This is a genomic window from Segatella intestinalis (assembly GCF_029348455.1).
GTDB lineage: Bacteria > Bacteroidota > Bacteroidia > Bacteroidales > Bacteroidaceae > Prevotella.
The window spans coordinates 71,762-85,922 of the sequence record NZ_JARJVV010000011.1; the positions used below are offsets into that span (position 1 = coordinate 71,762).

Genomic DNA, 14,161 nt, shown 5'->3' on the forward strand with positions numbered 1-14,161 from the left:
TCTTAGTCTCGGTGAATCACGGTGCCACTGGCCTGATGGGTGGCGAGAACCAGCACCTCGGCTATTTGAACATGCTCGGGAGCGCAGGCGGCATAGAATGCCACGTCGGCAATGTCATCGCCAGTCAATGGCTCTATGCCACGGTAAACATTGTCGGCACGCTGGGTGTCGCCATGGAAACGGATGTTGGAGAAATTGGTCTCCACCAGTCCCGGCTTGATGTTGGTAACGCGAACGCGGGTATGAGCCACGTCGATGCGCAGACCATCGGTGATGGCTTTTACTGCACTCTTGGTGGCACAGTACACATTTCCGCCCGCATAGGCAGCATCGCCAGCCACACTTCCGATGTTGATGACATGACCACGATTGCGTTCCACCATGCCGGGAACGATGAGTCGGGTCATGGTGAGCAGACCTTTAATGTTGGTATCTATCATCTGGTCCCAGTCGTCGAAGTCGCCTTCGTACTCTGGTTCCAGACCACGTGCCAGTCCTGCATTATTGATCAGGACATCGATGTTGCGCCATGCCTCAGGGATATAGTCAACAGCCTTGCGAGCCGCTTCTCTGTTGCGCACGTCGAAAGCCAGTGCCAGCACTTGGACACCTTCCTCTTCGAGTTCCTGTTTCAGAATTTCCAACTTGCCTGTGTTGCGGCCTGTGATGATGAGGTTGTAGCCTCCTTGTGCGAATCTTCGGGCGCATCCTTCGCCAATACCGCTTGTGGCGCCTGTGATAAGAGCTATTTTTCTTGCCATGATTATTATGTTTTTGGTTTAATGTTTTTAACTACAATATCAGGATTCTCACTTCGGCATTGCCCATTTTCTCAATCTCGTTCATCGGCCGGCGGAAGTAAACACTCTGCAGGGCTTTGTTGATGATGCCATGACCAACGGCAAGAATGGTCTTGCCGGGATAGGTGACGCGAAGCCAGGTGATGAAGTTTTGAGCCCTCGACTTCATGCTTTCTATCGACTCGATATCGTCGGGCCAGTCTTTGGGGTCTTGGGGCAGGGAAGGGATAAACTTGCCAGTGAAACTTCCCCAGTCGCGTTCGCGCAGCAGAGGAGTGGTAATCACCTCGGCATGATGGGGACGGGCTATGATCTCGCAAGTCTGAATGCTGCGCTTCAGGTCGCTCGATACGAATACGTCGATGGGATGGTCGGCCATGCGGGCTGCCACTTCTTCAGCCTGGGCAATACCTTTGTCATTGAGTTCGCCTGGTGTCTGTCCCTGCATGATGTGGGCTGCATTGTCGACAGTCTCGCCGTGACGAACCAAGTATAATGTTGTTGTCATGTAGATATCTATAGTTTTTGCTTACAAAAGTACTAAAAAAAATAGATTTACCTATCTATTAAACTGTTTTTTCCTTCGTTTTTCCGAAAAAAGTAGTAACTTTGCATCATTATATAGATAAAAGGTAGTGATTGTAGTCGATAAGTCGAAAGCATTACCAAAAATAACAGTCAGAATGATGCATAGATACAAAACTCTCATACTCCTCGTCTTTGCCGTTGTCCTGCTTGCCGCTTGCAAGAAAGGACCACGCCCACCACGTCCTAATATCAACCTGCCCATCAGTACGTCGAAGCCTGCCAAGGGCGACCATGCCATTTACGGACTTGCCTGCATGGGATGTACCGACAGTGTGGTGGTGCTCTTGCCCAACAGCGGCGGAGACCCTGTGCGCTACAATATATTGGAGGCTACCCGACAGCATCAGGTGTTTGGCGATATAGAGATAGGCGACTGGATATGTGTGTTGCCGGTAGAGGGAGAGAAGAACCGTGCCAGAATGGTGGTGGATCTCGACAAGCTGAAGGCTACATGGACCTATCAGGTGATGCCCCATCTGCGTGACCTGAGTCATCTGTCACGCCGTCAGCAGGCACGCATCCTTGCCAATATGCCCGACAGCATCGTGGAAAACTATATGGTGCCACGCGAATATGGTTTCACACTCAAGCGGATGGGCGAGGCCCGATCGGTGGGCTTTGTCATGCAGAACAGTTCGGTGGAGGATGACAGTCCGGTGGAATATCCCGAAGTGCCACAGTATACAGAGTGGCATGCCTACAATGGCAAGTTGCTGCTTGTGAGGGGACGTTTCGAGATGCAGGGAGTCGTCTTCAACGAGAAGACTTCCATAGACACCCTCTCTTTCGTCTATATGAAGAAAGACTCGCTGGTGCTCAGCGACTCGCAAGGCAAAACATACACTTATCACCGCAAGGCCAATGCCCATGATGTGAATGCCGCAGCACGTGCCGCAGCACAGAAGCAGGCCAACAGAATGAAACAGGAACTGAAATAAAATGATAGACAAACCGACCATAGCCCGAATCATGGACGCCACCAACATCGTTGACGTGGTGTCGGAGTTCGTGTCGCTCAAAAAACGCGGCGTGAACTATATCGGTTTGTGTCCTTTCCATAATGATTCGCATCCTTCCTTCTCTGTCTCGCCCGCACGCGGCATCTGTCATTGTTTCACCTGTGGAAAGGGAGGCAACGCCATCAACTTCCTGATGGAGCTGGAACAGATGACCTATCCCGATGCGCTGCGCTGGTTGGCCAACAAATATCACATCGAGATCAAGGAGCGGGAACTGACAAGCGAGGAGAAGGAGAAGGAGAGCGAGCGGGAGTCGATGTTCATTGTCAACGAATGGGCATCGCAATACTTCGAGGACATCCTGCAGAACGATGTGGACGGACGAGCCATCGGTATGCAGTACTTCCGCAGCCGTGGATTCCGTGATGACATCATCCGCAAGTTCAGGCTGGGGTTTGATCCCAACAGCAGGACGGCCTTGTATGACGAGGCTATCAAGAAAGGCTATAACCCCAAGTATCTGGTGGCAACGGGCCTCTGCTTCAAGGTGGACAAGGACGAGGCCTCCAACAAGAGCGGAGAAGACAAGTATCTCGACCGATTCTCGGGACGAGCCATCTTCCCCTGGTTCAGCGTGAGCGGCAAGGTGGTGGCTTTCGGAGGTCGTGTGCTCGACAGCCGTACGAAAGGAGTCAACCAGAAGTATGTCAACTCGCCCGACAGCGATATCTATCATAAAGAACGGGAGCTCTATGGACTCTATCAGGCCAAGAAAGCCATTGCCAAGGAAAACTGTGTGTACATGGTGGAGGGCTACACCGACGTCATCTCCATGCACCAATGCGGTATAGAGAATGTGGTGGCCAACTCGGGAACGGCACTCAGTGTGCACCAGATAAGGCTCCTGCACCGTTTCACCAACAATATCGTGTTGCTCTATGATGGCGATGCGGCAGGTGTGCATGCTGCCCTGAGAGGTACCGACATGCTCCTGGAGGAAGAGATGAACGTGAAGGTGCTCCTGCTGCCCGACGGCAATGACCCCGACAGTTTTGCACGCAGTCATACGGCGAGCGACTTCAGAAAGTATATCGAGGAAAACCAGACAGACTTCATACAATTCAAGACCCATCTGATGCTCAAGGGCGTTACCGACCCAGTGAAGCGAAGCGAGGCCATCAACTCGATCGTGGAGAGCATCTCGAAGATAAAGAACCAGATAACGCGTGCCTCCTACATCACCGACTGCTCGCACCGATTGGGCGTGAGCGAGGCCATCATCGTGAATGCCCTCAACAACTTTGTGCGCAACGGTCTCAGCGAACAGGTGAAGGAAGAAAGACGGGCGGCAGGTCTGCGCGACCAGGTGGTGCAGCAGGCGGCGCAGACGGGACAGCAGATGGGAGGAATGACTCCCGAGGCTAAACTGCGCGAGGTGGAAGACCTCATCATACAGATCGTGATTCATCATGGCGAGGAACTCATCACCGTGAAAGACTCTGAACAGCAGGATGTGGAGTTGCCCGTGGCACAATACATCATGCTCGATATGCAGGGCGATGGTTTCGAGTTTCACAATGCTATATATAATAAGGTGTTGCACGAGGCTGTGGAACATATAGGTGACGAGGACTTCAAGGCAGAGACCTACTTTGCCAATCATCCCGACCCTGCCGTGAGTCGGCTGGCGGGCATGATGACGGGCGAACAGGAGGTGTCGACAGCCAGCCTGCAACTCAAGTTGAACCCCGAAAAGCTCAGGCAGATGGTGTTTAAGGACATGCTGAGTTTCCGTACTCATTACATCGCCCAGCGCCTGGTAGAGGTGAGACAGCAGTTCGTGCAGAACCCCAACAACATGGAACTGATAGCAGAGTTCACCAAGTTGAAGCAGATGAACAGTCTGCTGGCGGCACAAGCCAACTTCATCTTTAACTAACGATGATGTGAAGTGCAGAAAGGGAAGTTAACTTCTATAACTTCCGTACATGTGAAACTTCAATGATATGATATATTTCCACTGGATATATTTATTAGTATATGCGCTGCTTACCATCCCCACCGTCGTGGCGGTACTGATGGACAATAAACAGCCGGCGAAGACCATAGCCTGGATTATGGTGCTGCTCTTTATGCCCTTTCTCGGCATCGTGCTCTATGTGTTCTTCGGGCAGGACATCCGTAAGCAGCGACTCATCAGCAACCGTTCCATGGACCAGCTCACCAAGCGCTCGATGCTGGAGTTTGCTGAGCAGGAGAACCTGCATCTGCCTGCCGACAGCCAGCCCCTGATGCGCCTCTTTGCCAACCAGAACTGGGCGCTCCCTTTCAAAGACAATCAGGTGGAGATTTATACCGATGGCTATGGTTTCGTGTTCAGTCTGCTGCAAGCCATCGGCAGGGCGGAGAAGCACATCCATATAGATACCTATATCATAGAGGACGACCCCTTGGGAAATCTGATAGCCGATGCTTTGGCAGACAAGGCCAGGCAGGGTGTGGAGGTACGTCTGATATATGATGATGTGGGCTGTTGGCGCGTCAGCGATTCCTTCTTTGAGCGTATGCGCGATGCCGGAATAGATGTTCATGCCTTTATGCCGGTACGGTTTCCTGCCTTTACCAGCAAGGTGAACTATCGCAACCACCGCAAGTTGTGTGTGGTAGACGGCAAGGTGGGATTCATAGGAGGTATGAACTTGGCCCTTCGCTATGTGAAGGGAAGAGGTGGAAGAGTCTGGCGCGACACGCATCTGCGCATAGAGGGAGGTGGCGTTTATGCCATACAGAGAGCATTCTTAGTGGATTGGTATTTCGTAGACCGCACGCTCATCACCGACCGGCGTTATTATCCACCTGTCGATGCGGCTATCCGCAACAACTGTTTGGTGCAGGTGGTGACCAGCAGTCCTATCAGTCCCTGGCCCGACATCATGCAGGGCTATGTGCGCATCCTGTTGCAGGCGCAGCACTATGTGTATCTCGAAACCCCTTATTTTCTTCCTACCGAACCCGTGCTCTTTGCCATGCGTACAGCAGCTTTGGCGGGTGTGGATGTGAGGCTGATGGTGCCACGTCACAGCGATGCACGGCTGGTGGAGTGGGCTTCGCGGTCATACATGATGGAAGCCATAGAGGCAGGAGTGAAAGTGTACTTGTATGAGGCGGGATTCAACCACAGCAAGCTGTTGGTGAGCGACGACAAGATATGCTCGTGTGGAAGTACGAATGTCGACTTCCGCAGTTTTGAGAACAACTTTGAGGCCAATGCCTTCTTCTTTGACACAGACATGGCCTTGCGAATCAAGAACATTTTTTTGGAAGATGAGGCGCACTGTCAGTTGACCGATGATGTGACTTATTACATCAAGCGTCCCTTCCTGAAGCGCCTCTTCGAGTCGACAGTAAGGCTCTTGTCACCACTGCTTTAGATGATTATCTGAAGATAGAGAAGTTGACACTGCCATAGCTTCTGTGTTCCAGGAAGCGGGGATGGTCGGAGAAGTCGTAGTTCTTTCCATGTTCGAAGACGAAGATGCCTCCCTCGTTGAGCAGGTCGCCTTCGAGGATGAGCCGGGGTATCTCGGGCAGCTCCTTGAGTGCATAAGGCGGGTCGGCAAAGATGAAGTCGAACTTCTGATGACAGCTCTTCAGGAAGCGGAACACGTCGCCACGGATGAGCAGGTCGCTCTCATCGCCCAACTTCTTGAAGCACTGGCGTATGAAGTTGGCATGGTCTCTGTCGGCCTCGACGCTTACCACCCGGCTACAGCCTCGTGAAACCAGTTCGAGCGAAATGCTGCCTGTGCCTGCGAAGAGGTCGAGGGCGACAGCATCCTCGAAGTCGATGTATCCTTGCAGTACGTTGAAGATATTCTCTTTGGCAAAATCGGTGGTAGGACGTGCCTTGAAGGTACGTGGAATATCAAAATGTCTTCCTTTATATTGTCCTGTTATGATGCGCATTCTTTTGTTGAGTGTGATGTTGGTTGATGTATGGTTTGAGTGAGGCCATCCCTCAGGGAGGGCTTTCCTACTTGCTGAGATAGAGCGCCTGCAGATCGAAAGGTATGTTCTTGATTTCGGTAAGCGGTGCCCGGTTGAATTCGGCAGCAGGGTTGAGAAGGTAAGTCTTCTGAATGTAGAGCTTGGTGTTGTGGATGAACCAGTCCTTGTCCGGCACATCGCCCACAACGTGCAGCTCGTCTTTCTTCTGGTCCATGCCGAGCAGTTTCCATACATATAGGATGAAGTAGATGGCGTCCTTGGCATGTGTGGTGGCATAGGAGTTGAAGAACTTGAAGCGGTTCTTGTCGAAGCAGAAGATGTCGAGTTTGCCGTCGTGGAAATAGGCGAACAGCTTCTTCTGTATTCCCACGAAGCTGCGCTGGTGCAGATGGTTCCATACGGGTTGCAGCACAGGAGTGAAGCGCACGTCGGCAAAGTTGTCCTCCATCACCGTTCTCAAGTCTTTGTTGAGAGGGAAGAGCGCCACGGCGTTGAGCTGAGGCTGTACTCTGTGCATGATGATGTCGCTCTCGTGCTCCTCGAAGCTGTACTGATAGAAAGTATCTTTCTGTTTCTCGTCGAACTCGTCGACAGGGACGAGCAAGACAGGGGTGTCGATGAAGAGGCGTGCCTTTCTGTAACCACGCAACAGCAGTTCGCTTTCCTTGAAAGCCTGTCTTAGGTTGGCTGCCATAGATACGCCACTCTTCATGGCATAGGGCTCGTATGTCACTTGGCGTTCGCCTTCTGCTACCGAGAAGCTGAGGCTGTTCTTGCCGGCACGGATGGTGAGCCGTGTCTGCAGAAGTTTCGTTGTGTTGTTGTTACCAGTTGCCTGCATTGTCGTTGTTTGTTGTGATGTCTCCAATTTTTAGTCCTGGGAACCTTCCTTCCATGTTGGCATTGTCGGTTTCCTGCTGTATGGCATCTTCGTTGAGGCCATCCAAGTATTCCTCGTAGGTGGCTCCACATTCCATGAGCGGTATCTGTTTGCCGTTCTTGGTCACGATGGTGGTTGCCGAGAGCGAGAATCTCTTGTTGTCAGAGAAGGGAATGTACTGCATTTCCCTGTCGAGCCATTTCCCCTTGATAAGCGTGGCGAAGTCGCCGGTGTAGGTTCCGTGCCGCCTCTTGTAGTTCTCCTCGGCAGTTCTTATCTTCATGAGCCTTTGCTTGACGGCCGTCTCCCTTTGTTCCTTTTCCTTCTGGAAGTGGATGGGTTGCCATACACTCAGCAGGCAGAGCGTCAAAACCACGAGCACACAGGCTGCCAGGATAGAATTGTTGCTTATTTTCTTTCTCATTTCAAAAAGTATTGTTACTTTTGCATGGTGCAAAGGTACAATTTTTTTTTGAGTTATGGTCATCGAATCCCTAAAATATAAGATATTGCAACAGTTTGGCTTTGCTCCTACGCAGGAGCAGGGGCAGGCACTCGATACTTTTGTCAGTTTTCTGACCGACCGCGACCCTCAGGCAGTGATGATATTGCGAGGCAGTGCCGGTACGGGAAAGACCTCGCTTTCGGGAGCCATCGTGCGTACCCTGTTGCAGATACGCCAGAAGGTGATGCTCCTTGCCCCTACGGGCAGGGCTGCCAAGGTGTTCTCGCTGGGCAGTGGGGCTCCTGCCTATACCATCCATCGCCGCATCTACAGAGAGAAGGCTTTTGCCGGTGTTGACGGTCAGTTCAGTCTGAACGACAATCTTTACACCGACACGCTCTTCATGGTGGACGAGGCTTCGATGATAGCCAATATGGGGCTGGGGGGAACAACTTTCGGCAGTGGATGTCTGCTCGACGACCTGGTGAAGTTTGTGTATCAGGGACATAACGACCGCCTGTTGCTCATAGGCGACAAGGCACAGTTGCCCCCTGTGGGCGAGGAGGAGTCGCCTGCCCTCAGCGCATCGGTGATGGAGGGATACGGTCTGAAGGTTTACGAGTGCGACCTCAATGAGGTGTTGCGACAGAGTCAGTCGTCGGGCATCCTCTATAATGCCACCCTCATCAGACAGATGATAACCCATGATGCTGTGACAGGACTTCCGCTGATACGCTTCAAGGGCTTTGCCGATATCGTGATGATGCCGGGAGCAGAGCTGGTGGAGAGTCTTGGCGACAGTTATCATCATGTGGGGATGGACGAGACGATGGTCATCACCCGAAGCAACAAGCGCGCCAATATATATAATAATGGTATCAGGAACATGGTGCTCGACCGTGAGGAGGAACTCTCGTCGGGCGATATGCTCATGATTGTGAAGAACAACTACTTCTGGACGGAGAAGGAGAAGAAGGAGAGCGGGGAGGGAAGTGCCGGCGCTGTTCCTGCCTTTCTTGCCAATGGCGACAGGGCTAAGGTGTTGAGGGTGAGCAACTATATCGAGCTGTATGGGTTCCGCTTTGCCACATTGCTGTTGCAGTTGCCCGACTATGATGATTACGAGATGCAGGTGACGGGTATGCTCGACACCTTGCAGAGCGAGGCGCCGGCCCTTACCCACGAGCAGCAGGAGGAGCTCTTCAGGCAAGTGGAGGAAGACTATCAGCACTTTGTGCCATTGAAGGCCGACCGCATGAAGTCTATTCGCCAGGATGCTTATTTCAATGCCCTGCAAATCAAGTACGCCTATGCCGTGACCTGCCATAAGGCACAGGGCGGACAATGGGCGCATGTATATGTGGACCAGGGATATATGACCGACGATATGCTTACTCCCGACTATATTCACTGGCTCTATACAGCCTTCACGCGTGCCACTGACAAGCTGTTTCTGGTCAACTGGCCCAAGGAGCAAACCTGCGAACCAACAGACCTGTAGGCGAATAAAGTAGATTTTCGGGCTCAAAAACTTGATTATTTGCATAAAAAGTCGTACTTTTGCAGCATTATAGATATGTACTGTGTTTTTTAAAAAACCGAAATTTAAATAAAAGAAATAAATGGAACAGAAGAAAGTAGCCCTTATCACGGGTATCACAGGCCAGGACGGTTCTTACCTGGCAGAGTTGTTGTTGGAGAAAGGTTATGATGTTCATGGCACGATCCGCCGTTCGTCAGTCGACTATCGTGAGCGTATCGCCCACTTGGAAGGCAAGCCCAACTTCCATCTTCACTATGCCGATCTCGGCGACTCTATGAGTATCATCCAGGTGATGAACAAGGTGAAACCTACCGAGGTTTACAACCTGGCTGCTCAGAGCCACGTACAGGTAAGCTTCGACTCTCCTGAGTTTACTGCCGATGTAGACGCCACAGGTGTGCTCCGCATCCTTGAGGCCATCCGCCAGTGCGGACTGACAGATACCTGCCGTATGTATCAGGCTTCCACTTCCGAGCTCTATGGCAAGGTGGAGGAGGTTCCTCAGAACGAGAATACTCCTTTCCATCCTTATTCGCCATATGCTGTTGCCAAACAGTATGGTTTCTGGATTGTGAAGGAGTATCGTGAGGCTTACAATATGTTCTGCTGTTCGGGTATCCTCTTCAATCATGAGAGTGAGCGCCGTGGCGAGACTTTCGTGACACGTAAGATCACTCTTGCCGCAGCCCGCATCAAGCAGGGTAAGCAGGAGAAACTCTATCTGGGCAACCTGGATTCATTGCGCGACTGGGGTTATGCCAAGGACTATGTGGAGTGTATGTGGCTCATCCTCCAGGCAGAGAAGCCTGAGGACTTCGTCATTGCCACCGGCAAGCAGCACTCTGTTCGTGAGTTCGCCCAGCTGGCTTTCCATTATGTAGGTATCGAGCTGAAGTGGGAAGGCAAGGAAGAGAACGAGAAGGGTATCTGCGTGGAAGGTCCTGAGGAGTTGATTGGCAAGACCCTCGTCGAGGTGTCTCCCGATTTCTACCGTCCTACCGATGTTGTCAATCTCTGGGGCGATCCTACCAAGGCTAAGGCCAAGCTCAACTGGAATCCCAACACCACTTCTTTCGAAGACCTTGTCAAGATCATGGTAGAGAGCGATATGGCCAAGGTTGCCGCCGAGGATGCCGGCCAGAAGGTTCGTTGCAACCTGGCTGAGTACTTGGAGAAGGGTATCGTGAAATAATCAAGAGTTTTATTTTTCAAGAATTAGAGAATTACAGAGTTCTATTTGGTGTCTCTTTTTGAAGATAAATAACTGAACTTTCGCAAGTGGTTTAAGTACGGGCTGAAGGCCCAAAAGCTCCTAGCCCAGGGCATCGCCCTGGGTATAATAGCAATCAGCAAGGCGCCCTGTAAGGGCAAAAGCTTTATGTATTGCCTGGAGTTTTAAAGCTTTTGCCCTTACAGGGCGACAGGTTTGCGCCCAAAATAACCCAGGGCGCTGCCCTGGGCTAAGAGCTTCTGCCCCTTCAGGGCGTGTTTCCCTGGGCTAAGAGCTTCTGCCCCTTCAGGGCGTGTTTCCCTGGGCTAAGAGCTTCTGCCCCTTCAGGGCGTGTTTCCCTGGGCTAAGAGCTTCTGCCCCTTCAGGGCGTGTGGGGCACAAAACTTGCGAAACTTCAATTAATAAGAATTTTCTTTGTTAATGCAGGTTTAAATATGGATATTTGTATATCTCTAATTCCTGTAATTCTTGACTAAATAAAAAATAGAGATAAGAAAATTCTTGATAAAAATAGAAATATGTCATTAAGCAAAGATTCTAAGATTTATATTGCAGGACACCACGGACTGGTGGGTTCTGCAATCTGGAACAACCTCGAGAAGAGAGGTTATCACAATCTTGTAGGCCGTTCGCACAAGGAACTCGACCTGACAGACCAGTATGCCGTACAGAAGTTCTTCGATGAGGAGAAGCCCGATGCAGTGGTCTTGGCAGCAGCCTTCGTGGGAGGTATCATGGCCAACTCGCTCTATCGTGCCGACTTCATCATGCAGAACATGAAGATGCAGTGCAATGTGATCAGCAATGCCTATTCGCACGGTGTGAAGAAGCTGCTCTTCCTGGGTTCTACCTGCATCTATCCTAAGGATGCACCACAGCCCATGAAGGAAGACGTGCTCCTCACCTCGCCACTCGAGTATACCAACGAGGAATATGCCATTGCCAAGATAGCAGGTCTGAAGATGTGCGAGAGCTACAACCTGCAGTATGGCACCAACTATATCGCCGTGATGCCTACCAACCTCTATGGTCCCAATGACAACTTCCACTTGGAGAACAGTCATGTGATGCCAGCCATGATGCGCAAGATATATCTTGCCAAGCTCATCCACGACGGCGACTGGCACAGTATCGAGGTGGATATGAACAAGCGACCCATTAACCCTACCGACAAGCTCCGTGCCCTCATAGGCGAGGGAAACGTGGACGGCAACAACTCGCATGAGCGAATACTCAAGGCTCTGGAGTTCTATGGCATCTACGACAACAAGGTGGTGCTCTGGGGAACAGGAACACCTCTGCGTGAGTTCTTGTGGAGCGAGGATATGGCTGATGCCAGCGTGCACGTGCTGCTCAATGTTGACTTCAGCGATATTATCGGAATAGAGAAGTATTCTTCGGTATTCTATGGTGCCAAGGTGGATGGAGCAGTAGACCGCAACAACTCTGAGGGACGTGGTGGAGCCATTCCTTCTTTGGGTGAGATACGTAATTGCCACATCAATGTGGGCACAGGCAAGGAACTTACCATCCGCGAGTTGTCCGAGCTGGTGGTCAAGGCCGTAGGATTCGAGGGAACCGTAGAGTTTGATGCCAGCAAGCCTGATGGAACTCCCCGTAAGCTCATTGATGTAGAGAAGCTGCACTCCCTGGGTTGGACCCACAAGGTGGAGATCGAAGACGGTGTGGAGAAACTCTACAAATGGTATCGTGACAGTTTGAAGTAAACCGATAGCCCCCGTATCTTTTATGAACGGGGGCTGTTTGTTTAATGTTGGTTTGGTATAAGTGACGTATAAACAAAAAAATCCAGATTTCGTAGGAAATCCGGACTCTTTTATCACGAGTTATGTTGGGAAAAAGTGGGTGGTGATGGATTCGAACCACCGAAGGCATAGCCAGCAGATTTACAGTCTGCCCCATTTGGCCACTCTGGTAACCACCCTTGCTTTTCAAAAGCGATTGCAAAGGTACTGCTTTTATTTCGTTCCACCAAACATTTTGGCATTTATTTTTATATTTCCCCTTGTTTTTCTTCTGTTTTGTAGTTTTTTCTTGTCTATAGGTGGGTTTTGTAGGCTTTTTCTCTCAAAAAGCGTTTTTTTGATGAGCAACCATTCGGGTGTACTTTTGTATTCTTTTGCAGAAACGATTCTTTTAGGCTTCGGTTCGTATAAATGCAGAAAAAGTAGTATCTTTGTGCCGACATTTCGGACATAGCAACAAGGAATAAAGTAATAAAGAATCATGATAGTAACCGTGGAATGGATGGAGAGATGGTTTGAAACATTCAACATCTCCTATTTCGATGCCCAACTGCCATTGCCAGTTATGGCTTTGAGTCGTGCCAGAACCCGTTTGGGACAAATGGCGTTTAAGCGTGTGTCGAGGTGGGGCAAGGTGCGTCTTTACGATTTCAAGATATCGATGACAACCTATTACGACATGACCGATCGTCAGGCCAAGAGTGTGTTGCTTCATGAGATGATACATTACGCCATAGCCTATACGGGGCTTCGCGATACCTCTTCGCATGGTGTCGTGTTTCGTGGGATGATGGACAACCTGAACCGGAAGTATGGCTGGGATATCAGGGTCATGACCTCTACCAAGGGGTGGAAGGTGAGTGAGCAGGTAAAGGCTAAACAGACTTTGCGAGGTCCGCAGACTTACTTGATGTTGGCCATCGAAATGCACGATGGTAAATATTACCTGTCGCGTGTCAATCCGAATTTTGCCACGGGGATAGAGCGAAAGATCCGGGCACTTCGAGAGGTGAGACATCATCAGTGGTATACCACCCAGGAGTCTTATTTCGAAGATTATCCTCAGGTGAGAAGCCTCAGAGGGCGACGCATCTCAAAAGCCGATTATTCTAAGTTGCTCCACGTTCTGCAAGAAACCGAAATAGATGTTTAGAGACCGCTTGTTCTTGGTTTGACGGATAGAAAAAATCCTATAGCGAAGGGGGCTTTGTCGCTATAGGATTGAAATCAGTGATTCGAAGTCATTGCAGAACTCGGTCATCTTGTGATAGAGTAGGTTGCAACCTTGATGGGCGAGCTCTTCGTCGGGAAGAGGTCCCGAGTTGATGGCCACGGTGAAGATATTGGCAGCAACACCTGCACGAACGCCTAAGGGCGCATTCTCCACCACGATGCCCTGCCAGGGCTTAAGGTTTCCTGCCTTCTGAAGTCCCATGAGATAAGGGTCGGGATTGGGTTTGCCCCGTTTCACATCGTATGCTGTAACGATGTGCGACTCGTCGAGGAAGTCGCCGAAGTCGTCGAGCAATCTCAGGATGAGCGGTCGTTGTCCGCTTCCCGTCACCACGCCCACCTGCATACCGGCATTCTTGATTTTCTGCATGATGTCCTTTACCCCGGGGAAGATCTGTGCAGTAGGCATGGTGTGGAAGATTTCGGTCTTCACGTCGTACATCTTCTGTGCCTCGTCGAGCGAGATGTCGATGCCTTTCTGCTTCTTCACCATCATCTGAATGGTGTCTATGCCTCGAGCGCCCTCTGTGGCATAGGCGTCGGATGCCGTCATGTGGATGTCGAACTGCTTCATGGATTCCTGCCATGCCACGGCATGATTGGGCATGCTGTCGTACAGCACACCGTCCATATCAAAAAGAACGGCTTTAGGGTTGAACTCCCCAAAGCCGTGGTCTTTTATGTATTTTGAAATAGCTTCTTTCATCT

General features: G+C 50.8%; 13 protein-coding genes and 1 tRNA gene. 7 read left to right on the forward strand and 7 right to left on the reverse strand.

The features are described from left to right. Window positions 1–2: 2 nt before the first annotated feature. Both P3T48_RS08790 and P3T48_RS08795 read right to left on the reverse strand, forming a co-directional pair. The gene (locus P3T48_RS08790) at window positions 3–761 is read right to left on the reverse strand and encodes an SDR family oxidoreductase (RefSeq protein WP_276506446.1); all 759 of its coding nucleotides are present in this window, start codon (window positions 759–761) and stop codon (window positions 3–5) included. A gap of 31 nt (window positions 762–792) precedes the next feature. After that, on the reverse strand, window positions 793–1,308 hold the full coding sequence (locus P3T48_RS08795; RefSeq protein WP_022253161.1) for a histidine phosphatase family protein: 516 nt from the start codon (window positions 1,306–1,308) through the stop codon (window positions 793–795). Between the two features lie 175 nt (window positions 1,309–1,483). On the opposite strand from P3T48_RS08795, the gene P3T48_RS08800 reads away from it, so the two are divergent. The 3 genes from P3T48_RS08800 (at window position 1,484) to cls (ending at window position 5,778) form a co-directional block, all read left to right on the forward strand. Then, a complete protein-coding gene (locus tag P3T48_RS08800) occupies window positions 1,484–2,326 on the forward strand; it encodes a lipocalin-like domain-containing protein (RefSeq protein WP_276506447.1) in 843 nt (280 codons plus the stop codon). 1 nt (window position 2,327) lies between these two features. Further along, window positions 2,328–4,286: a DNA primase gene (gene dnaG, locus P3T48_RS08805; RefSeq protein ID WP_276506448.1), complete on the forward strand. Its 1,959-nt coding sequence runs from the start codon at window positions 2,328–2,330 to the stop codon at window positions 4,284–4,286. 67 nt (window positions 4,287–4,353) lie between these two features. Beyond that, window positions 4,354–5,778 (forward strand): cardiolipin synthase, encoded by a 1,425-nt coding sequence (gene cls / locus P3T48_RS08810; RefSeq protein WP_276506449.1) that lies wholly within the window; start codon window positions 4,354–4,356, stop codon window positions 5,776–5,778. A 4-nt stretch (window positions 5,779–5,782) separates the two neighbouring features. Here cls and P3T48_RS08815 read toward each other — a convergent pair whose 3' ends face one another. From P3T48_RS08815 to P3T48_RS08825, 3 genes are all read right to left on the reverse strand, one after another. Continuing rightward, complete coding sequence (locus tag P3T48_RS08815; protein WP_217758125.1) at window positions 5,783–6,313, reverse strand: RsmD family RNA methyltransferase; 531 nt, start codon at window positions 6,311–6,313, stop codon at window positions 5,783–5,785. Window positions 6,314–6,380: 67 nt separating this feature from the next. Then, entirely contained in the window at window positions 6,381–7,196 is an 816-nt protein-coding gene (locus P3T48_RS08820; RefSeq protein WP_022253156.1) for a DUF3822 family protein, read from the reverse strand. Continuing rightward, on the reverse strand, window positions 7,180–7,659 hold the full coding sequence (locus tag P3T48_RS08825) for a hypothetical protein (protein WP_022253155.1): 480 nt from the start codon (window positions 7,657–7,659) through the stop codon (window positions 7,180–7,182). The genes P3T48_RS08820 and P3T48_RS08825 overlap by 17 nt, the downstream gene beginning before the upstream one ends. Window positions 7,660–7,714: 55 nt before the next feature. Between P3T48_RS08825 and P3T48_RS08830 the strand changes: the two genes are divergently transcribed. The 3 genes from P3T48_RS08830 (at window position 7,715) to P3T48_RS08840 (ending at window position 12,181) form a co-directional block, all read left to right on the forward strand. After that, on the forward strand, window positions 7,715–9,181 hold the full coding sequence (locus tag P3T48_RS08830; protein ID WP_158464191.1) for an ATP-dependent DNA helicase: 1,467 nt from the start codon (window positions 7,715–7,717) through the stop codon (window positions 9,179–9,181). A gap of 121 nt (window positions 9,182–9,302) precedes the next feature. Then, window positions 9,303–10,415, forward strand: a complete 1,113-nt coding sequence (gene gmd, locus P3T48_RS08835) for a GDP-mannose 4,6-dehydratase (RefSeq protein WP_158464190.1) — start codon at window positions 9,303–9,305, stop codon at window positions 10,413–10,415. Window positions 10,416–10,972: 557 nt separating this feature from the next. Beyond that, on the forward strand, window positions 10,973–12,181 hold the full coding sequence (locus P3T48_RS08840) for a GDP-L-fucose synthase family protein (RefSeq protein ID WP_022253152.1): 1,209 nt from the start codon (window positions 10,973–10,975) through the stop codon (window positions 12,179–12,181). A 136-nt stretch (window positions 12,182–12,317) separates the two neighbouring features. Here P3T48_RS08840 and P3T48_RS08845 read toward each other — a convergent pair. Next, a tRNA-Tyr gene (locus P3T48_RS08845) sits at window positions 12,318–12,399 on the reverse strand. Between the two features lie 302 nt (window positions 12,400–12,701). On the opposite strand from P3T48_RS08845, the gene P3T48_RS08850 reads away from it, so the two are divergent. Beyond that, a complete protein-coding gene (locus P3T48_RS08850) occupies window positions 12,702–13,373 on the forward strand; it encodes a SprT-like domain-containing protein (RefSeq protein WP_276506450.1) in 672 nt (223 codons plus the stop codon). Between the two features lie 60 nt (window positions 13,374–13,433). On the opposite strand, the gene P3T48_RS08855 is transcribed toward P3T48_RS08850, so the two are convergent. Then, a complete protein-coding gene (locus P3T48_RS08855; protein WP_276506451.1) occupies window positions 13,434–14,159 on the reverse strand; it encodes an inorganic diphosphatase in 726 nt (241 codons plus the stop codon). Window positions 14,160–14,161: the final 2 nt, after the last annotated feature.